Origin of the sequence: Streptococcus porcinus, from assembly GCF_901542335.1 — a bacterium.
Taxonomy (GTDB): Bacteria; Bacillota; Bacilli; order Lactobacillales; family Streptococcaceae; genus Streptococcus; species Streptococcus porcinus_A.
The window spans coordinates 1,192,018-1,214,300 of sequence record NZ_LR594036.1; the positions used below are offsets into that span (position 1 = coordinate 1,192,018).

Genomic DNA, 22,283 nt, shown 5'->3' on the forward strand with positions numbered 1-22,283 from the left:
ACTCCTTTTACTTTTTATATCTATAGATTCTATTTCCGTCCAAATCAGGGCCATAAACTTTTACCATTTTTTTGCCAAAATCTTCTTCAAGATTTCTCTGAGTTAGTAAATAACGAACTTTTAGTCGATCAACTTCATTTACATTTAACTGAAGGTTCAAAACATCTGGCACAGGAGCCTCCATTCTTGTCTTACTGGAAGTCAAAAAAACTTGCATATGAGCATACCGATTCCAAGCATTTTCACTAGCCCTGCTAGGATCAATTTTCTCCATCAACTTTTTATCAGGATAAAATCTAACACTATTAAGTGTATGTGCACCAAACATTTGTGGGTAATTATAAAGGCTCCCTTCACTGATCCAATTTGCATCTGGATCTTTTTTAATCATCTCTTTTAGTTTAATTGTTAATTTTTTGGATTCAATACTTGTTAGCCCTTTGACAGTTGGATTAACTGTCATACCACTTCCAACAATGAGAGGTAAAAGGGTAAGCGACAAAAACAACCTTTTCTTATAGAGTATCGAAACTAATGCTAATAATAAGAACAAACTAATAGCTAAAATATACTTAGTGCCAATATAACCTTGATAATCACTATTTTTTATAGTGATATAGGTTATCAAGCCTATTCCTAAGATAGATATAACAGTTAAGAATATTTTTTTTAATTTACTAATTGATTGATAAACTTGATTCCATATGTAGGAAATATACCAAATTGAAACGAAGACGCTAATGACAGCAAGAGACTGCCAAGCACGACCTGAGGTAACATAAGAAAATAAACTTAACTTTGCAAAAATTTCTGGTATACCAACTACAGCATAAAATGCTAAAAAGAGTGAATAAAAAAGAGATAGAAGCTGAAAACTATTTTTTCCTAGGTCTTCCTTCCTTATAGTAATTGGTAACAAAAAGATAATGATGAAAAGAAAATTAATAGAGCTAGCAGCTTCTACTTGATTTCCTATGGATGGTATTTTAAAAGGTAAAATTAACGTGTTAAAAATATCAGAAATACGTTTCCAAGATAAGTCACCCCCTATTGAAACACGATGACCTGGATAGACTGTGTTTAACACAAGTTTTATGGCCTCTTTACTCTCCAACAAACTATATCCAATAATAGAGAATGAAACCAACAAGGAGACTATCATTATCAGATAATCACTTTTTCGCACTTCTTTTCGTTTCAGTGCTTTGACAAAAACTACACTGAAAAAGAAGAGGATAAGATAAGCAAAAGGAACTTGAAAAGCAGGATAGATAATTAAGACAAATCCAACAATAGACACTACTAGTAATCCAGCGAATGCTATTTTTTGGTAAAGTCTTGACGATTTAAAATAATGATAGATGAATACCATTATAGCAAGTGAGTTAAACACAACATCTCCAAGATGCTGCATAAACCACCATTGTGTCGCTGGTGTAAAAGTAATCCATAAACTACCAATGATCGAAACAAAGAGATTCTTCTTTGTAATAATCATTGAAAACTCAAAAGCTAATAGAATCATAAATATTATCTTGAAACACCAGTACCAAGATAGACCATAAGCAGATCCTAAAAATATAAATCCCCAATTAGCCGGTTTTCCGATAATAGACAAATCTTTTACGGGAGCATTATAAGCTAGAATCATATTTTGGCCCGATAAACCGTAATGTGTATTTATAATATGGTTGCCAGTATTCGCTTGGGAAATAAAATACGGTGTTTGCACCATCCATTCATCGGTTCTAATCATCCGAGGTACTCCAATTAGAGTACCATCTTCTCTTGGCGTTAAGGACACCCAATTTTTTAGTTCTGTTGGGATATCTACAGTATCCTTATTATTAACCGCAGAAAATTGATTAATCGTTTTTTGCCTGCTATTAGCAATAGTTTCACTAACCCCAAAATTATTCCAATTTGAAAGTGAACTTCCATGAAGCTGAAAAAAAACTCCAATAAATAAACAAACTAGGGCTATCAAATAGCGAAACTTTATAAGTTTATGAATTCCTAATTTAATAGTCTGATATCCGTCAATCATCTTTTTACATTATTTCTTTCGTAGTAATCATACACTTTTAATTCATATTGCATTTTATTCTGCCTAACAATTGTGTCCAGGATAAAACCAGATACAAAAGAAAGAGCTGCAAGGACCATAAAACCCGTCGCTAGGATAGCTGATGGCATTTTATTAATTAGGCCAGTTCTAGCAAATTCACTAATCACAGGAATCCCAACTGCTAAACCTAAGATAAATAAAATTGTGGCAACAATACTAAAAAACAGTAAAGGCTTGTAATCTTTGAAGAGATTAAAAATCATTTTTAAAACTTTAAAGCCATCAGAAAATGTATTTAATTTTGATTCGCTTCCTTCTGGTCTATCTTGATAAGTTATTGGTACTTCAACAAGTTTAAAACGTTTATCCAGAGAATGAATCGACAATTCTGTTTCGATTTCAAAGCCTGGAGATAAAACAGGAAATGTTTTAACAAATAGACGATTAAACCCACGATAACCTGTCATAATATCTTGATAGTTTCCTTTATACAATCTATTAATTAAGGTTTTAACTAAATTATTCCCAAATCCATGAAACCCACGTTTATTCTCTTTAGCGTAGGTACCATTTGAAAGACGATCACCAATAGTCATATCAGCAAGACCAGATCTTAGAGGAGCAAGTAATTTCTCAACTTCAGCAGCTGGATAAGTATCATCTGCATCAATCATAATATAGTAATCAGCATCAATTTCTCTAAACATAGAACGAACGACATTTCCTTTTCCTTGTCGTGGTTCAAATCTCACAATGGCTCCAGCTTCTCTGGCTAGTTGGTTAGTTTTATCTTTTGAATTATTGTCATAAACATAAATGTCAGCTTCAGGTAAGTAGTATTGAAAATCTTTTATCACTTTCTGAATAGTTACTTCTTCATTATAAGCTGGTAATAGCACTGCAATTTTTTCTGTCATTTTAGTCTCCTATTTTATAAAAACCGTGATTCATTAAGTAATTCTTGCCTAAAGTCATATCATATTGAACCAATTTTAAGTCTTCTGCTGTCACTTTTTGTTCTGGATTTAAGTCTGTTTTATCAACACTAGCTTCATCAAGTACCTTTGTTAATAAGGCATAATAAGGGGATACTTTAGAATTAGTATGTTTTAACAATTCAGCAGAAAAATCACTTGAATTAACAAGAGGATAATTGAGTTGATTATTGTTATGATTACTCCAGATAAAATAATCCGTTTTATACTGTATGTCTTCTTGACCTCTGAAAATACTGTCTGGATACAAGCCCGGTAAGTGATCCCCGTAGAAAACCACAGTAATATCTTTTTCAATTTGGGAAAGTTTATCTAAAAAGTCCATTGTCGATTTGTCAGTATAAGTTAACAGTCTAGCATATTCCGTTAAATTATTATTTTCTAATTCAGAAAAATTGTTTCCAGTAGCTGTCACTTCTGTAGGACTGCCTATTGACCAAGGAGCATGATTCTGCATTGTAATAATAGAATAGAATTGGCTTGTTTTAGTATCAAGTTTTTCTAAAATATTATTATAAAGTGCCTCATCACTCATATTGACACCCACTTTACTTGTATCATTAAAATTTTCTTTTGTTCCCTCTGAAAAAATCATATTACCAAAGCCAAGCCTCCGGTAAACGTTTCCTCTATTATAATTACTCACACTTGCCGGATGCATGACAAATCTATTTTTTTGAGGATAAAAATTACTGAGAGAGGGGAAATATTGAAGTTTCGGTACGACTTCCGTATATAGCGTTGAAACACCAGGTGAAAAATTATAATAAGGTAAGCCGGTAAGTGCCTCAAACTCCATATTTGCAGTTCCACCACCATAGCCATCAGAATGCATTAAACCACTCGTTGTTATTGACTTAATACTGTCAATATTGGGCAATAAATCTCTTGAAGTTGTGATACCACTAATACGATTAGGATTTGCTAGACTCTCACTTAAAATGTAAATTACTGTTTGATCGGTGATAGCATGTGGACGACTTTGGTTCATTTCTGCCGCTAGCTTTTTATATTTTTTTGAAATGGCTTGTAATTTACTTCTACTATATGTTTTAGGCTCAGGCATAATTTTTTTTGTAAGCTGCTTTGTCCACACATACACTACTGATTTATATCTAGCACTTGCATCAAAGCCCATCCATTCGATATTAAATGAATTATTAACTTTTGAAATTATTGGTATATTTTCTTGAATTTTACCATCTTTCTCATTTTTAAAGACCATAAAAGTTGAAAACAACGCTCCTAGTAAACTAATCAAAACTATAAAACGAAGTCTTTTCCTAAATATTATTGGTGTTACATCAACAAAATGCTTAATTAAAAAATACAGAACAATAGGTGTAATGAATGCAATAACAAGATAAAGTATTATTTTTTCATCAACAAATGAGATAACTGTTTTTATTTCTCTAATCCATAACAAATCCGTTATTAATAAAGGTTCACTCCGCATTTTTTCTTTAATAATATTGGCAATCGAAATAATGATGCCTAGAGTTGAAAGAAAAAGAGTCGACGCTAAATAACGATTTGTCAAAACATACACTACTAAAAAGATGACAGTTAAAATATAAATCTGAAAAGCGGTTGCCCCCGGAAATATAAAATGACCTAGTAAATCAACATCTGTTCTAACACCATATTGCAATGTAAAATTGAACATAATCGCCATCGAAAGACTAGTTATAAAAGCAAGCGAGAAACTTGGTTTAAGTCTTCTGAGGTGCGTGAATGCTCTCAATAAGGTCCATATGGTACAAGTGATACATAGAGACAATAATACTGTTTGTAATGAAACAAGCTTCAAATAGTTTAAAAAATTAGTATCTATTGATAAATCAGGCACATCCTGAATTAAAAAATTTAATAACGACTTTGTACGAAAAAAAGCAATAGCAATCAATAAGCCTACTAGCAGGTTTTCATTTTTAAAATCATCAAAAAGCCTCACAAAAGGTTTCATTCTATCAAAGTGCCCTACAAGTATACCTACAATCATTCCTGGCACGATTAGTAGTAATAGCATTTTTAGGAAGTCAACCTGAAAAAAATCATATCTTAAGAAACTCGTTGCTCTAAAATCTTTATTATTCAAATTTTGAGTAATGATAATAAAATAATTAGTCACAATATAAACAAGATAGGACAAGGAAACTTTTTTTAAAAATTTCAAATTAATATTTAAGCTAACATAAACAATGAAGATTAGCAACGACATAAAGGCTGCTTTTGTACCAAAAGATAACAGAGCTCTAAAAGGATTTGCTACCCCAGGTAGCTCCATCATAACTTGTTTATTTAAAGAATAAAAATTGATATAAAAAGCAGCTATAAAGAGCAATATGGTATGCAAAAAGGGCATCCAATTCATTGCTTTTAACTTAGTGATCATTTCTTAACTTACGTACCATCCTTCTAATAATATAAGCGACTGCTCTTGCTGGTCCTATAAAAATATATTTGAGAGCTCCTTTTATACCACCCATATATGTAAAATCGACATAGGTATTTGGCAGACTGTTAGCACTATCGTTGAATAGTTTATTATCTAAAAAAGGTGTTAGTGGTCTAATATTTTTAGCAATTCTAAAATCAAAATGCTGATCCCAGGCAATATAAATTAACAATCTTTCCATCGCATGTAGAATTGAATTTTGTGGAAGAGGTTCATTTGGAATATCTTCATCTCTTATATCTAAATCAAACAAAGGCTTAAGGGCATTATATTTGAACCAAACAAAGGTTCCATAACTCATAACAAAAGTATCGAATTGACGGAAATCGATAGCCTTCTTTAAGTTCATTCTTTGCCATAACACGTTCATTTCAGGAGCAATTAGATGTTCATTTAGCGGTGTGACAATTTTATTAAATCTGAAGAATGAAGGGATGTCAGCAATTACAATCCCTACTGACTCATCCTCAAACTGATTGATGATTGAGTCAGCTGGTTTAATTAACATTTCTATCAATTCACGACGCCATGATTCACCCGCCCAAAAATCTGCTTCTTTAGATTTTTTCGTATGGAAATGCCCAATATAGTCATAATTTGCCAGCTCATTTTTTAATTTTAACATCGGAAGTATATCACGGCCACGGTTACCAGTAACAAAGGTCACTGCTTTCATGTTATTTTTACCCAAAATATGCTTAATTTCTAATTCTTTATCATATTTATCAGTTGTGATATAAAGGTCAAAAGAGAAGCTAAAACTTTGGAAAGCATGTAAAAATTCTTCTAACAAGTCCACATAAAACACATGTAAGTGGATGGCTATTTTATGCTTCTCTAGATTAGATAACTCATAATCGTTAGAACTAATGTATTTCTGAGATAGCAGATAAGGAGAATCTGGAAAATTTACTTCAGACATGTGATTGACAATTAAGTCTACGGGATAGTCAGTCTCTTCCTTGATATATTGTAACAAATATGGAGCAATGTGTTGATTGGCATCTATCGCCTTCACTTTCAGAAAAGGCACTTTTTCTTTCAATATTGCCGTAGGGTTGTAATAAGAAAAATCTGGGTGCAACATACCGCTAGCATCTGCTTGAGTGGTATCAAAGACCGTCTTATATATAAAACCTTCTTTCAAAAGAGTTGTTGTTACCTGTGTCTCATAATGTTTAATAACATCCTGGACATCAGTGAAATCTTTAATATGCTTCCAAAAATTTAAAAAGACCGCATTTGACAAAATCGCTTTTTTGAAAGAAATAAAATAGCTTTGAATATGTTCTGGAAATTTTTTGGTCTTACGATTATTTGTTAGTCCCCAAAAATCTACCTGGTTATCATTCTCAAACTGTAAAAAATAACTCTTAATATCCCAAATAGGACCAAAACAAGTGTCATTCATTATAGTCACATTATCAAAACTGCCTAAATTGTCAAAGTCAATCGAAGCCATTCCATCACGCCAGGCTGCAAAATCAAATCCCTGATTCTTCCTCTGAATTACCCTATCTACTAATCCTGTGTTCTCTAGTTCCGATTTGATAGAATCGGGCACCTCACTGTTGCTGAGAAAGATGAGCTCAGAAAATAAAGGTCGCATCTTATTGAGTTGGTATAAAACATGAGAACTTACTCTATTGTATTTATTAAAATGCACATACAAAAGTAGACGCTTCATTTATTTCTCCTTAAGAAATCAATAATTTTTGTTGGAATTGTCCAACGTCTTGAATGGGTAACAGAATTATATCTGTACACCATCTCTTCTAACTGTTTTTGAATGACTTGGTTCCGTTCTTTTAAGCTATTATTTTCTATTTCAACTAAGACCATATCCTTTTGTTTTGCTTCTAAACTAGCTATCTTTTTGACAAGTTTATGGGGTAGAAAAGACTCGGAAAAGGAATTTTCGAGATTAGAGAGCTGGTAACTTAAATGAAAGGTTTTCTGATGATAAAATGAAATATTGTATTCCAATTGTGGGTCTGAGTGATCAAAATAATAAGAACCACCACTTTCATATCCTGTCAGTCTATGTGGTAGTAGTTGCGTTTTTGTTCCCAAATGAGTAAGTTCAACAATATCATAATAACTAGGTATTTCTGACATATCAATTCGAATCATAACCGTTGTATCAGGTACAGAAAAAATAAATTTATCATTTTCTTTCAATTTGAATGAAAGTGTGCGCTCCTCACTCCATGGCTCATCATTAGTGCGATAATAAATAGTAATTTTATCTTTATTTGCTGGTGAAGACACATTCTGGGGTTTAAAAGCACCTAATAAAGGCACTAATGGAAGCATCCAAGTGGAGTTTTCTGCTGGCACCAATTCTTGATCAGAAATGGCAGCAAAAATAGATTGATAACACTTTTCAATAGTGTATTTTTCTGAGACAACCTCAATATGCGCTCTAGCTTCTTTTTGATAATTAGAATAATGTTCCATCATTTCTGATAACTTTTGCACAAGATCATTAATATCCCCCAAGGAGTAGGTCATTCCAAAATCAAAATATTCTTTAACTGATTGGTAACCATAATTATTGGACGTAAGTACTGGAATACCTTGAAGCAAGGCTTCTACATAGACTAAACCAAAAGTTTCCATTTTAGAATTTAAAACTAGAATATCTTTATCTTGTACATTTTCCCACGGATTACCTTGGTGGCCAGTAAACTTAACGTTTGTCAACTGATGCTTTTTAATGAAAAGATCACATTTTTCTTTATAATCTTTATCCCAATCACCAATAAAAATTAAATCTGGTCTTGGCTTTGGCCATTGAGCATAAGCTTCCAAAAGTTCAATCTGATTTTTATTCTCATTAATCCTACTGATTGAAATAATACGATTTTTACTACCATTTTTTAAAGGTAGATTTGTTTGAAGATCTGCAAAAGGCACAAAGGAAGACAATTTTTCTGGATTAGTGAAGTAAGGCCTGAGATATTCTGTTAGTTTTCCTTGGACAGCAAAAACCTTATCCGAAACATTTTCAATAAATGGAATAAAATCTTTATAATACTTAAATTCTTCAAGTGGAAATTCGTGAATAAGCCAGTAATGTTTAACTTTTTCACACATTGCTGCTACTGCACCTTGAAAAACATTAACAGTATTGGAGATGACAATGTCAATTTCTTCATCAGAAATGATTTTTCTAATCTCATAAATGTACTGCTGGTAATAAACTGCACGCTCTTCTTCATGACCTAGTTTAACTCCTGGGGATGACTCCCACCACCAATTTTTAAACTCCAAGGGATAGAGTTTAATATTATGTTGATTCATTTTCTGATAATACTTATCCGAAGTGGAGTGCTCTGTCTTAGGAATCACATTATAAACTTTGACATTGTTTTCAGAAAGAAACACCATTAAATTAGTTATCGCAATTTCTGCACCATTATCTAAAGTACCTGTTGGAGAAACAAAAAGTATTTTTTTCATACCACCACCAATTTTATTTCCAATAACTATTTCTTTTTAGAATTCCTGTGTTTGCATCCCACTCTGATTCATTCTTAATATCAACCTTACGGTCAAGTAAAATAAGAGGAACCTCATTTACAGGTAGGAAAGCTAATGGGTGTTTTTCTTCATCTCTGACCGTCGCTGCTAACTTCATCTTAGCATGGTTAAGATAAGGCATTTTACAAGTCACTGTTACAACTTTTTTACCAGTTCCACTAGTATGTAATTCCATTGAATTATCATTATACAGCCCAAAATTAGTATCAATATCAATAAAAGAAAGAGCAATATGACTATTTAAATCTTTGAGAACATTGTAGCTAAATTCAATTGTAATATCATCTTCAGGACTGATCTGTGGAGAGGTTAATAATGTTGCAGAAAAATCACTAATTAAACTACTTTTCTTAGGCTCATTTTCAATTCTTTCATTTCCTTCTTCATCAGAATCCAGATTTTCAGAAACAATGGCATTATCAAAACTGTACTGATTAGCTACCTCATCTGGCTCGCCATAGGCTTTAACTAAACCATTTTCAATAAGCACAGCACGGTTGCAATATTTCTTCACTGCTCCCATATCATGAGTAACTAGGATAGTCGTTTTCCCACTTTCTTTGCGCTCCATGAAATAATCGTTACATTTACGCTGAAATGCCTCATCTCCTACCGCTAAAACTTCATCTAAAATAAGGACGTCTCCCTGTGCTTTGATAGCAACTGAAAAAGCCAGACGGACCTGCATGCCACTAGAATAATTTTTCAATTTTTGATTCATGAAATCATGAAGTTCTGCAAAATTAACGATGTCATCATACATGGCATCAACTTCCTCAGTTGTAAAACCTAGCATAGCACCATTCATATACACATTATCACGACCAGTTAACTCTGGATTAAAGCCAACACCAAGTTCAATAAAGGAAACCATCTTCCCTTCAACTGTCACTTGTCCTTTTTCTGGAAGATAGATTTGAGAAATAATCTTTAAAAGTGTAGACTTACCAGATCCATTTCGACCAACAATTCCAAAAAAGTCTCCTTTATTAACTTCAAAATTGATGTCTCTTAGTACTTTTTGTTCTGTAAATCCTTTAATTCCCTTAAAACGATTGACTAAAGTCGTTCTGAAACTTTTTGTTGCTTCTGTTGGTAATTTAAATGATTTACTAACATGTTCTACTTTTACTGCAATATCTTTTTCAGTCATTAAATAATCTCCGCGAATTTTTTAGCATTCTTGTTAAAAATCATAATCCCTAATGCAAGCACAAAAAACGGTACTAAATAGGGAATGACAATATAAAACCAGTTGTGAGACATTTGCCAAATGGTAACATTTGCTCTATCAATCAAAAGGTAGCGTAAATCTTGTATAATTTGAGCTAGTGGATTTAACATCAAAATTTTCGCAGCTAAAGGGTTACTATCTGAGACAAAGGTGATTGGATAAATAATTGGTGTTGCATACATTGCAGCTTGCATAATTACTTCCCAGACCTGCGCTAGATCACGATAATAAACAAATAATGTTGATAATAGTAAGGCAACTCCCACCGCTAAAATAATTAATTCGATAAATAATGGAATAGCCATGTAAGCATTCGGAGAAAGGCTCACGCCATTAATAAGAGAGAATATGAGCACGACTACTAAATTAATTAAAAAGTTGATTAAGGCTCCTAAGACCGCTGAAAAAACTATCGTATGTTTTGAAAAATTAAGCTTTCGAAGCAAATCACCTCTTGTCACGATAGAGACCATTCCCATGCCTGTAGCTTCCGAAAAAAAAGACCAGATAACATTAGCTAATAATAGTGCAACGGCGAAATGAGGAACACTGCCACCCAATCTCAAAAAGCGAATAAACACTAAGTACATAATGGTAAACATTAATAATGGTTTTAAGATGGACCATAAATAACCAATAACACTTCCTTGGTATCTCAATTTAAAATCCGTTTTAACCAATTCTCTCAACAAAATACGATTTTTTTTACTAAATAATTCCACTTTTACTTTCTCCTATAGCCTAACTTCGTAATAATTAATGTCCTAAATACGAAAGTATGAAAGGCTCTGTTCTTTTTATACCCATACTTTTTTAGATGAGCTATTCTTGTAATAATAGGTTGCTCCAATATAGTAACAAAATGGCTAACTTGTTTTCTTTCTTTTTGACCAATTGGTAATTCTAACAATTTTTCAGCTTGTTTCTGACTGGATTCAATTAACCACCAATATTTTTTAAGTAATAACTGAGGTTTTAACCACGTTTTCATCCTCTTAGACCAAGTTCTAGCACCAAGAACATTAGCTTCATGTTGTCGATATAATTCAGTTACACTGTCAAGGTAAACCAAATTACCCATTGAAGCCGCAATTAAAGCAAGAAACCAATCATGCATGAGAAGATCAGACGGATCTGCCCAATAACTTGCTAAGGCATGATTGATTAGTGTCGTTCCTCCTGTAACAGTATTCTCAGTTAGTTCTTCCAAGAGGCTGGTATTAGCATGATTAGACTGGTAAGAAATCATACTGTCATACATGGTTTCTAAATGACTGTTAACAACTTTGAGATCTGTATAGACTAACAAAGGGGTGTCAGTATCGTATTTCTTAGCTTCCTCAAGTTGAATGGCCATTTTATCAGGTAGCCAAATATCATCTTGGTCACTAAAAAAATAGTAATCTGCTTTTTCGTACTTTAGCAGGGTAAAAAAATTCTTGATAACGCCGTAATTTTCTCGATTTTCAGCATTAATGAAGTGAATTCGACTATCCTTTGCGACATATTCCTCAATAATCTCTGGTGTTCTATCTGATGAACCATCATCTCTGATTAGTAAACGCCACTCTTGGATAGTTTGATTTCGAATACTTTCAATCTGTTCTGCTAGAAATTGTTCCCCATTATAGGTTGACATTAAGATATTAATTTTCATTTAAAAATAAAGCCTCATATTCTCCTACAATTTTGTCCCATGTGTATTCTCTTTGAATAATACTTCTAGCTTCTTGACCTAAATCATCATAGTTGTGGCGACCATCTACACTCTCAATTAACTGAGCTAAAACATTTTGGTCTTTAGTCCAATATAAAGCACCAGTTTTTGCCACAGATTTATTAAAATTAACACCTAAAACCAAATTCAACTTGGTATGCGCAAGAGCTTCTAAGAGACCGGGATTTGTGCCCCCAACTTCATGTCCATGAATATAAGCAAAAGCATTTTCACGGATATAGGTTAATAACTGACGGTCATACAAAGTGCCTAGAAACTTAATCCGCTCATCTTGTTCTAACTGTGTTTTATTTTTTAATGTCTCAAAGAATGAACTTCCTTCATGATTACAAATCACAACCAAATCACGCTTAGTTTTTGAAGCCATAAATTCTTTGATAATAATCTCATAATTATTTTCCGGAACAAAGCGACCAACCACTAAATAGTAATTTTGTTCATTGATATTGGCCTTATTAAAGTAGTCTCGTACACGATCATCTTCAAAATGTAGATCTGAAGGTTCCGTGTCCGTTCCATAAGCAATAAATTGTGTTTTTGCCCACGGGTAAGATTCTTTGATATAGTTTTCAATCCCTAAATTATCAGAAATCACCAAATGAGCTTTCTTTGTCATTTGTTTTTCTGAATACTTTAGATACCATTGAACCGGCTTAGACCATTTGCTACGCTTCCATTCTAATCCATCTGGATTAATGAAAAATTGACCCTTACATTTCTTTATTTTGGGGACAAATAGACCAATAAAAGCACCTATTGTATTCCCTAAAATATAAAAAATAGGATTTTTAATAGGATTTTTTTCGCAGTAACTCAGAGCATAATTGAGTGCCATCATATCGTAAGCAATCACCCTGGCTGGGCCAATTTGAGGAGGATTAATGTAAAAGCAATCCGCACCTCTGAACTCAAAGTGTTCCTTATGTTTTGAATCACTTAAGCAGGCAACATGATAGCGAATAGCTCCACTTTTTTGACGGCTGACTAATTCCTCAACAAAGGTTTCAAAGCCACCATATTTTGCTGGCAATCCTCGGCTACCAATAATAAATACATCCTGCATCCACAATGCCCCATTCTAAATTATAATCATTTAACAATTATAGCATATTTATAGTCTGTTTGCGACATTTTACCAACAGGAAAAGCCCCACCACAAGGACAGAGCTTCTTATATCACCTATTTTTTTGTATCCTGTTTATAAAATTCTTGTAAAGCATCTTGCCACATAGGGATTACAAATCCTGTTGCTTTAGCCTTATCTAAATTCATCGTTGAATTGAGTGGACGTTTTGCTTTGGCTGGAAAAGCTGATGAGTCAACTGGAACTACTTCAACATCTGTATCTTTTAAAATTTCTTTAGCAAAATCATACCAACTTGTATCTTCTTTCGAGTCATTTGAAAGGTGATAATAGCCAAATGCTTTATTATTTTCTGCCAAATGACACATGAATTCCGCTAAAGTTCTTGTCCAAGTTGGTCGACCGAATTGATCGTTAACAACAGTCAGCTTAGAGTGTGTTTTTGCTAAATTTTGCATAGTAAAGACAAAATTCTTGCCATAATTACCAAAAACCCAAGCCGTCCTAATAATATAATATTTCTTAGTATATTTTTCAACAGCTTCTTCCCCTAGTCGCTTGGTGCGACCATACTCTGTTTGTGGGTCAGGAATATCTGTTTCAAACCATTCTTGTCCAACTGTTTTTGTTCCATCAAAAACATAATCGGTAGAGATATACACCAAGGTAGCATCATACTTTTGACAAGCTTTGGCAATATTTTCTGTCCCATCAACATTGATAGCTTGATTCAAAGCTTTCCCTTCATCTTCAGCCGCATCTACTGCTGTATAAGCCGCACAATGATAGACTAAAGTAGGTTTTACTTGTGCGAAAACTTGGTCTACCATATCTTCATTAGTAATATCCATCTCTGCAACATCAACAGCTACATATTCTTCATTACGTTCATCAAGTAAATATCGTAACTCTGTCCCAAGCTGGCCATTACTTCCTGTGATTAAAATCATAACTTCTCCTTTAAAGAATTATTAATTAGATATTCTGAGAATAATTAACTATTTCTTCATTATTCTACACTAAAAAAGAGAATATTTCATCTCTTTACCATTATGTTAACGAATGCCCAAAGCAATTCTCGCATAGCGACTCATTTTCTCTACAGTCCATGCTGGATACCAAACCAATTTCACTTCCGAACTAGTGACTTCTGGAACCTCTCTCAAGACATCATAAATTTGATCAGTTAATAAATCTGCTAAAGGACAGCCCATAGTTGTTAAAGTCATATCAATTTCTGTATGACCAGAATCTGAAAAACGAATCTCATAAATCAGACCTAGGTTAACAATATCAATTCCTAATTCTGGGTCAATTACCATTTCTAAAGCCTCAAGGATGCGATCTTTAATTTTTGTAATTTCCTCTTCACTGTATTTTTGGTTTTCTGACATGCAGTTCCCTTTATCCTCATTATTCTGATTATTTAACTCTAGGAGAACGAAGCTAAATCTTAGAAACATGTAAAGTATCTTATTTACTGCTTGTTCTCTGAAACTCAGCTCCAATTACTAACTCATTGTTAAGAGTTTCCGCTTATATTTTTTAATTTTTTATTTTAAACATCAACCGGGCACAGACTTTTTTTATCTTAAACCTAGCCTTAAAATCCTTCGCTGGAATGCTTTAATCCTCTATAAAATCTCTTAATTGTTTGCTTCTGCTTGGATGACGAAGTTTTCGTAAAGCTTTCGCTTCGATTTGGCGAATACGCTCACGCGTCACGTTGAAGACTTTACCTACATCTTCAAGCGTGCGCATTTTACCATCATCTAAACCAAAACGTAAGCGTAAAACATTTTCTTCGCGGTCTGTTAATGTATCTAAAACTTCATCTAATTGCTCACGAAGAACGACACGTGTTGTATAATCGACTGGGTTTTCAATCACTTCATCTTCGATAAAATCACCTAAATGACTATCGTCTTCTTCTCCGATTGGTGTTTCCAAAGAGACCGGTTCTTGAGCAATTTTAAGAATTTCACGCACTTTATCTGGCGTCATCTCCATCCGTTCTGCAATCTGTTCTGGTGTAGGATCTTGACCTAATTCTTGCAGGAGATTTCTTTGTTCACGAACTAACTTATTAATTGTTTCAACCATATGAACTGGAATACGAATAGTACGAGCTTGGTCTGCAATAGCACGCGTAATAGCTTGACGAATCCACCAAGTTGCATAAGTTGAAAATTTAAAACCTTTAGAATAATCAAATTTATCTACGGCCTTCATTAGTCCCATGTTGCCTTCTTGAATTAAATCAAGGAATTGCATACCACGTCCCACATAACGTTTAGCAATTGATACAACTAAACGTAAGTTTGCCTCCGCTAAACGCTGTTTAGCATCTACATCACCTTCAGCAACAGCAATCGCTAGTTCTTTTTCTTCTTCACTTGTTAAAAGTGGAACGACCCCAATTTCTTTCAGATACATTCGTACTGGATCATTGACTTTAGCTGAATTACTACCAATCAACTGCTCATCTGTTAATTCTTCTGGTTTTGGTTCTTCGACAATATATTTTGTTGACGGGTTTCCCTCTTTATCCGTAATTGAAATACCACCATCTGTTAGACGTTCTAATAAATCATCAATTTGGTCAGCGTCCAACACAAAAGGAATAACAAGTTTTTCTGTCACCTCATCATCAACAGCAGTACCTTCTTTTTTATGGTTACGAATGAATTCGGCAACTTGAACATTAAAAGTTGTTATTTCGTTTTTTTTAGTCATATTTTCCTCTATTCCATTTTCCTTTTCTGTGCAATTAGATTTTCTAAAACTTCTAAGGCTAGTTGGTGATCTCCATTATTACTGGATTCTCGTACTTGTTTACCTTGCCTATGGATATCTCTTTCCCTCAGTAATTTGTCACGCTTTGTTAAAATATCAGTAATTTCACTTTCAGTCACTTCCTCAGGTAAATGTTCTTCTAAAACACGATAATAAGCTTGGTTAACGTCTTCTGATAGATTGGCCAAGTCAATTGGACTGACCTCTCCATTTGCCTTTAAAACAAGAAATAATTCCTGTAGAGCTGGTGTGTCAAAATAGAAATCGTCCTTTAGTCTAAACTCATTAAGTAAATACTCATGATGAATTAAACGGTGTAAAAGTTGATTTTCTGTTCTCACCAAAGCCGTAACGTTTTTAGTAACCGGCAAAGTCATAATAGGCGTTTCTGATGGAGCTATCTGTACTTGACGTCTTTGTCGATCTTGAACCCGGTAAGTATTGACTGTCTGTTCCACCTGCAAGTAGTCAAAGTCCGGTAAACTATCAGCCACTTTGTTAATGTATAAATTTTGAGCTGTTATTGAAGGGGCTTGAGCAATAATCCGAGCAATCTCTTCCACATAAGCGATTTGAGCTTGTAAATTATCTGTATTTTCTGGCTTTAAATACCTAATAAAAAATTCAACGTCACTAATTCTTGAGTTTTCTAATAGATTAGCTAGTTCTTCTGCTGAATACTTTTGGACAAATTCGTCTGGATCCATCTTGTTCGGGATAAGAACAATTTCAACTTGGAAAGCAGACAATAAGTCTATGGATTTAGCAATAGCATTTTGACCAGCATCATCACCATCATAAGTTAAAATCACTTTGTTGGTTAGTGGTTTTAAATGGTTAATATGCTCCTGAGTTAACGCTGTCCCCATTGAAGCAATAGCATTTTCACAACCCGCTTTATAGGCTGCGATGACATCCATAAATCCTTCCATCAAAAAAACTTCATGTTTTTTGGCAATAACCGGCTTAGCCTTATCCAAATGATAAAGTTCATAAGATTTATTAAAAAGTAGTGTCGCTCGTGAATTTTTATATTTAGCTAGGTTTTTATCCTGATCCTCTTTAGTCCAAATTCTACCTGAAAAAGCAATAGTCTGACCGCGATCATCCGCTAAAGGAAACATGATGCGATTACGAAAAGCATCATATACAGTATTAGATGTCTCAGATAAATTAAATAACCCTGATGCTGTTAAAGTCTCTTCTGAGTATTTTTTGGAAAGTGCCTGATAAAGGTAGTCTGGTTCAGCTGGGGCTAGTCCAATATTAAAATGCTCAATCAGATTATCATCTAAACCACGCTGATATAAATAGTTTCGAGCTTCTTGGCCTATTTTTGTGGTTTTTAGAACAGCTTGATAAAACTTCTGAGCATCTTGATGTAAATCAATAAGTTCTTGATGAGTTTTCTTTTTAGGCGACTGACTTTGAGGCTTGGGAACATCTAAAACGATACCACTCTTTTCAGCAAGAATGCTAACACTCTCTAAAAAAGGAACTTGCCGATATTCTTCAATAAATTTAAAAACATCGCCTGAGCGACCACAGCCAAAGCAATGAAAGAATTGTCGATCCTCAATAACATTAAAGGACGGTGTCTTTTCTTTATGAAAAGGACATAGTCCCAGATAATGTCTCCCCGAACGAGAAAGACTGACAACTTCACCAATGACATCAACAATATTGACAGCATTTTTAATCTGGGAAATCTTTTCTTTGTCTATAGCCAAACTGTCACCTCCCCAGAAAAAACCCATTGTATTTTTACATTTTATTATACCATCTACCAGCTTGTTTGTAAATTTTTAAAATTGAACACAATTGCTGTCTTTTATATGAAAACTGTGATATGATTAAGTTATTAAAAAAAGGGGAATTCTCATGATTAAAGAATTAAAAGAATTTTTATTTAAAGGCAATGTCTTAGACCTAGCTGTTGCTGTTGTTATTGGTGCTGCTTTTAAAGCAATCATTGATTCATTAGTGGCTGATGTCATCACACCATTAATCTTGAATCCTGTTCTTAAGGCTGCTGGTGTATCAAACATTGCAGAACTTGCATGGAACGGTGTTAAATATGGAAGTTTCATTGCCGCTGTTATCAACTTCTTAATCGTTGGTACAACCTTGTTCTTCGTTGTTAAAGCTGCTAACAAGGCAATGTCCTTCAGAAAAAAAGAAGAGGAAGAAGTTATTGCTGGCCCTACTCAAGAAGAACTCCTCGTTCAAATTCGCGACTTACTTGCAAGCAAATAATAATCCTTAAGGAGTTGGTTTCCAACTTCTTTTTTGATACCCTATTAAAGTCAAAAACAACCTTCCAACAGAAGGTTGTTTTTTTATCTAAATTTAGAATTTTTTACGTTTGCGAGCTGCTTCTGATTTGCGTTTACGTTTTACAGAAGGTTTTTCGTAGAATTCACGTTTACGTGATTCTTGAAGAGTTCCAGCTTTAGTAACAGAACGTTTGAAACGACGAAGAGCATCATCCAATGATTCGTTTTTACGTACTACTGTTTTTGACATATGTTTCACCTCCTCAAGATATTGTAACATTTACACGTTCTTTAACATATTACATGACTTTTGAGAAATTGTCAATAAAATTTATTCCTAACAATAATACTTTTTCTTACATTTAATTTACTCAGTATAAACTCCCTTTAAGAAATCCTTTGGACTTTAAAAGACGGCTTGCAATGGAAGACTTACGAAACCGAAACCACTTCTAAGTTTTCTCCTCCTAGCAAAACAAGATACTTTTCGACGGTGTCTATATTATAAGCTTGTGACAAAGCTTCTGCATATAAGGCTATTTGACCGGCATATTTTTTCTGTAGATCACTTGCTTGGTGATATTTATCGGTCTTATAATCAAAAAGAATGATTTTATCATCAAAAAGTAAGTAACCATCAATAATTCCACGCACCACAAACTTTTCTTGACTAAGGATGTCTTTTTTGAGCATAGCAAATGGGGCTTCACGGTGTAGCTTCTGGTAATGATTACAAATGAGTTGTCCAAGAGCAGTCTGATTGAAAAACTGAATAACCTTATTAAGATTTAGCTTAGCTTTTAGAGCCTCGGTAGCATTAACCAAGGTCAAAGCCCTTTGAACACTTTCTTGCGTCACTCTCTCGGAAACCTGAATTTTTTGCATCAACTCATGTAAGCTAGCACCAATTTGACTAGCATCAATAGGAGGATTTTCACTAAAATCTGGCAATACAAACGAAGATTGAGTTAAAGGTCGGCTTTTTTCTATAATAGCAACTCCTTCAGAGTCCATAATTGGTTGATAAAAATCTTTAATCTGACTCGGTGTCTGAACCGTTGGTAAATGAATAGCCGCATGATAGGTCTGGTTTAACTGATTAACTTTTTCTAACATGTCTAAAGCACGCGCAATATGATCAGACTGCCTATTATGTGCCAAATTATCAGAGTTCAAAACCTCTTTGACGGCTAATTGTCCAATAGCATCATCACTTAAATCACTATCACTTTCAAAACGGAGGTCAAAATAAAGTTCTTCTTGTGTAAAGCTTTCTCGAATAGCTAAAAACCAATCTTGGAAGCTTTGGAGATTTTCACGCACTGTCCTAGGCAAATGGTTTCCTTCTCTTTGCCCATCGTACTTGTCACCTAACTTCTCTTGACTTCCCTTGCCAATCAAGTATAATTTCTTTTCAGCCCTAGTCATAGCAACATAAAGTAGGCGCATCTGCTCTGAAAGCGTAGCTCGCTTCAAAGATTTTTTATTAATCTGATAAGGAAGCGTTTCTAAACTTACCTTTAAACTTGATAATTGCTCTGCATCCAAAAGGGTTTTAAAATCAGCTAAGTATTTAATACCTATCCCCTGATGACGATCAAGAATAGCTGGTGCATACAAATCCTTAAAACTAAACTTTTTATCACAGTTTAAAATAAATACATATTTGAACTCTAATCCTTTAGATTTGTGAATCGTCATTAAATTGACTGCATCCTTGGCCTGAACAATATCAACATCAGCTAGATCATTTTCAGTCTCTAAGATTTTATCAATCATCGTGATAAAGCGTGATAGGCCTCTGTAGCCTGTTTTTTCAAATTGACTAGCTCTTAATGCCAGAGCATATAAATTAGCTTGCGCTTGTTCTGCTTTGGGGCTGCTAGCCACATAATCAAAGTAGAAACGGTCATTATAAATTTTCCAAATTAAATCATACAAACTATTGTTTTTAGCAAAAAGGCGCCAATGATTTAAAGTCTTATCAAATCTTATTAGGCTATCTTGTAACTCATTAGTTACTAAATCTGGATAAAGACCTTGCTTAGATAAAGCATTTTGAATTTTTTCATAGAAGCTTTCCACCTTATCTTGCCTAGACTCCTGTAAGGCTACTCTAGCTAGCTGATCTTCATCAAAGGCAAACATTGGTGATTTAAGTAAGGCGACTAAGGCATAGTCATTCAGTGGATTATTGATAGTCCTTAAGGTATCTAGCATGACCATTATTTCTACCGATTGCAGATAGTTATATAGTCCACCATCAGACACTAATGGAATCCCCAAATGATTAAAAGTTCTCAGGATATTATCATTTCTTGTCCGTGAAGAAACTAGTAGGGTGATATCCGAAAAAGCTACTTGTTCTTCATTATGAAGACGAATAATTTCTTTAGCAACAATTTTTACCTCACCAGGTGAGAGTTGATTGTCACTAAGCGTCTCAGTAGAATCTGAATGCTGACTCTGATCTTGACTGTCTGTATCATAGATTAAGAATTGACATCTGTTTTCTGGAAAACTTTCTCGTTGAAGAGAACTACCAGGCAATAACCGATGACTAGCATCATAAAGGATATCACCAACCTCTTCATCCATTAAATGAGAAAATATTGCATTAGTAACGTTCAAGACTTCTGATTGACTTCGAAAATTTTCTTTCAATAGAATCAATTTGCCATTTTCCAAGTTTTCTTGATAATCTTTGAACTTTTGATTAAAAATAAGTGGATCTGCTTGTCTAAAACGGTAGATTGACTGTTTAATATCTCCTACCATAAAACGATTATGACCGTTTGACAATAATTCTAAAAGCTTCTCTTGAATATGATTATTATCTTGATACTCATCAACCATTATTTCATGGTATTTATTCTGATAAGAAGCCTGAATCTCAGGGTTATTTTCCAATATAGCAATCGCAAAATGAGCAATATCAGAAAATTCAAAAGCATTCTCGTCTATTTTCGCTTTTAGATAGGCTCTGCTAAAATCAATGACAAAAGCTTGTAAACTGTTTAATAACGGCAAAGTTTCTGGTTGAAAAGTAAAAATGGTTTCTAAATGCTTCACATCTTTTAAACGTGTTTGTAAGTCTTTAAAAATACTATATTTTCGCTTATTGACCGTCACAGTGTCACCACTCGGTAAAAGTGCCAAAATGTCTCTAGCTAATTGACTAATCTGTTCTTTCCCATAATAGGTCTCAAAGTGAAGCGACCATTCTTGCAATAATTCGATCATCTGCAGATGCTTTTGGTATTTGGCACTAGGTTTTCCTGCTTTTGTCAGTTGTCCATAATCTTCTAATTCTGTCAAATCACGCAGACTCTCTGCTGTCCTCTTCATGCTTTGGAGCAAAGCTTCTATATCAGCATCTGGCAAACTATCAAAACCGGTGTAGGCCTCACTAGCTCTTAGAAAAGTATTCTCTAACCATTCCAAAGGATCTTCAGTTGATTGGCTAAAGTCATAAATCTTATAGACAATTGCTCGAAATCCTTTAGAATCTTTTCGGTTTCCGGAGAAATTTTTGACTGTTTTCATAAAGGTCACAGCCTCTTCTGAATCCATATATTTAGCAAAAATCGATTCATAAATCCTGTTTTTGAGGATATCTTGTTCCGACTTGTCCTGCATAATTCGAAACTTCGGCGATATCCCTAATGTGTAGCTATATTCGGACAAGAGCCTCTGGGTAAAGGCATCCATTGTCCCAATGTCTGCTTGAGGAATTACTTGTAATTGCTGATTTAAATAAGCTTTCCATTCGGAATCACTACTCTCTTTGATTAAGGCTAAGAGTCTCTTTTCTAAGCGTTCTTTCAGTTCAGTAGCTGCTTTAACTGTAAAGGTCGAGATAAACATCTTATCTATTGCAATGCCACGCAACACTTTGTCAATAATCCGTTCAACCATAACAAAAGTTTTTCCTGAACCAGCTGATGCAGAAACCAAAACATTCTGTCCATTACAATAGATTGCTTCAATTTGCTCAGGGGTTCGTTTTTGTACCTTGTCAGATCCAGCCTCCCTTTTTTGCAGTTCCTTTATTTCCTTATCACTTAAAAATTCTGGAAAGATCATA

16 protein-coding genes are annotated in these 22,283 nt (G+C 34.0%); 1 reads left to right on the forward strand and 15 read right to left on the reverse strand.

The window, feature by feature from the left end; translation table 11 throughout:
- Positions 1 to 7: 7 nt before the first annotated feature.
- From FGK96_RS05660 to dnaG, 13 genes are all read right to left on the reverse strand, one after another.
- A complete protein-coding gene (locus tag FGK96_RS05660; RefSeq protein WP_138082140.1) occupies positions 8 to 2,047 on the reverse strand; it encodes a DUF7657 domain-containing protein in 2,040 nt (679 codons plus the stop codon).
- Entirely contained in the window at positions 2,044 to 2,985 is a 942-nt protein-coding gene (locus FGK96_RS05665; protein ID WP_138082142.1) for a glycosyltransferase family 2 protein, read from the reverse strand. Before FGK96_RS05665 ends, FGK96_RS05660 begins: the two co-directional genes overlap by 4 nt.
- Before the next feature lies 1 nt (position 2,986).
- The gene (locus FGK96_RS05670; RefSeq protein ID WP_138082144.1) at positions 2,987 to 5,458 is read right to left on the reverse strand and encodes an LTA synthase family protein; all 2,472 of its coding nucleotides are present in this window, start codon (positions 5,456 to 5,458) and stop codon (positions 2,987 to 2,989) included.
- Positions 5,448 to 7,208, reverse strand: a complete 1,761-nt coding sequence (locus FGK96_RS05675; protein ID WP_138082146.1) for a rhamnan synthesis F family protein — start codon at positions 7,206 to 7,208, stop codon at positions 5,448 to 5,450. The genes FGK96_RS05670 and FGK96_RS05675 overlap by 11 nt, the downstream gene beginning before the upstream one ends.
- Entirely contained in the window at positions 7,205 to 8,986 is a 1,782-nt protein-coding gene (locus FGK96_RS05680) for a glycosyltransferase (RefSeq protein ID WP_138082148.1), read from the reverse strand. The genes FGK96_RS05675 and FGK96_RS05680 overlap by 4 nt, the downstream gene beginning before the upstream one ends.
- 13 nt (positions 8,987 to 8,999) lie before the next feature.
- Positions 9,000 to 10,220, reverse strand: a complete 1,221-nt coding sequence (locus tag FGK96_RS05685) for an ABC transporter ATP-binding protein (protein WP_138082150.1) — start codon at positions 10,218 to 10,220, stop codon at positions 9,000 to 9,002.
- A complete protein-coding gene (locus tag FGK96_RS05690) occupies positions 10,220 to 11,023 on the reverse strand; it encodes an ABC transporter permease (RefSeq protein ID WP_138082152.1) in 804 nt (267 codons plus the stop codon). The genes FGK96_RS05685 and FGK96_RS05690 overlap by 1 nt, the downstream gene beginning before the upstream one ends.
- Positions 11,024 to 11,025: 2 nt before the next feature.
- Positions 11,026 to 11,958, reverse strand: a complete 933-nt coding sequence (locus tag FGK96_RS05695) for a glycosyltransferase family 2 protein (protein ID WP_138082154.1) — start codon at positions 11,956 to 11,958, stop codon at positions 11,026 to 11,028.
- Complete coding sequence (gene cps2T, locus FGK96_RS05700) at positions 11,948 to 13,102, reverse strand: beta 1-4 rhamnosyltransferase Cps2T (protein WP_138082156.1); 1,155 nt, start codon at positions 13,100 to 13,102, stop codon at positions 11,948 to 11,950. The genes FGK96_RS05695 and cps2T overlap by 11 nt, the downstream gene beginning before the upstream one ends.
- A gap of 117 nt (positions 13,103 to 13,219) precedes the next feature.
- Complete coding sequence (rfbD, locus tag FGK96_RS05705; RefSeq protein ID WP_138082158.1) at positions 13,220 to 14,074, reverse strand: dTDP-4-dehydrorhamnose reductase; 855 nt, start codon at positions 14,072 to 14,074, stop codon at positions 13,220 to 13,222.
- A gap of 105 nt (positions 14,075 to 14,179) precedes the next feature.
- Complete coding sequence (locus FGK96_RS05710; RefSeq protein ID WP_138082160.1) at positions 14,180 to 14,518, reverse strand: metal-sulfur cluster assembly factor; 339 nt, start codon at positions 14,516 to 14,518, stop codon at positions 14,180 to 14,182.
- A 232-nt stretch (positions 14,519 to 14,750) separates the two neighbouring features.
- Entirely contained in the window at positions 14,751 to 15,860 is a 1,110-nt protein-coding gene (gene rpoD / locus FGK96_RS05715) for an RNA polymerase sigma factor RpoD (RefSeq protein ID WP_138082162.1), read from the reverse strand.
- Positions 15,861 to 15,868: 8 nt separating this feature from the next.
- Complete coding sequence (dnaG, locus tag FGK96_RS05720) at positions 15,869 to 17,677, reverse strand: DNA primase (RefSeq protein WP_138082164.1); 1,809 nt, start codon at positions 17,675 to 17,677, stop codon at positions 15,869 to 15,871.
- Positions 17,678 to 17,801: 124 nt separating this feature from the next.
- Between dnaG and mscL the strand changes: the two genes are divergently transcribed.
- Positions 17,802 to 18,176, forward strand: a complete 375-nt coding sequence (gene mscL / locus FGK96_RS05725) for a large conductance mechanosensitive channel protein MscL (RefSeq protein ID WP_138082166.1) — start codon at positions 17,802 to 17,804, stop codon at positions 18,174 to 18,176.
- A 93-nt stretch (positions 18,177 to 18,269) separates the two neighbouring features.
- On the opposite strand, the gene rpsU is transcribed toward mscL, so the two are convergent.
- On the reverse strand, positions 18,270 to 18,446 hold the full coding sequence (rpsU, locus tag FGK96_RS05730; protein WP_000048058.1) for a 30S ribosomal protein S21: 177 nt from the start codon (positions 18,444 to 18,446) through the stop codon (positions 18,270 to 18,272).
- A 182-nt stretch (positions 18,447 to 18,628) separates the two neighbouring features.
- Entirely contained in the window at positions 18,629 to 22,282 is a 3,654-nt protein-coding gene (gene addA / locus FGK96_RS05735) for a helicase-exonuclease AddAB subunit AddA (RefSeq protein WP_138082168.1), read from the reverse strand.
- Position 22,283 lies beyond the last annotated feature (1 nt).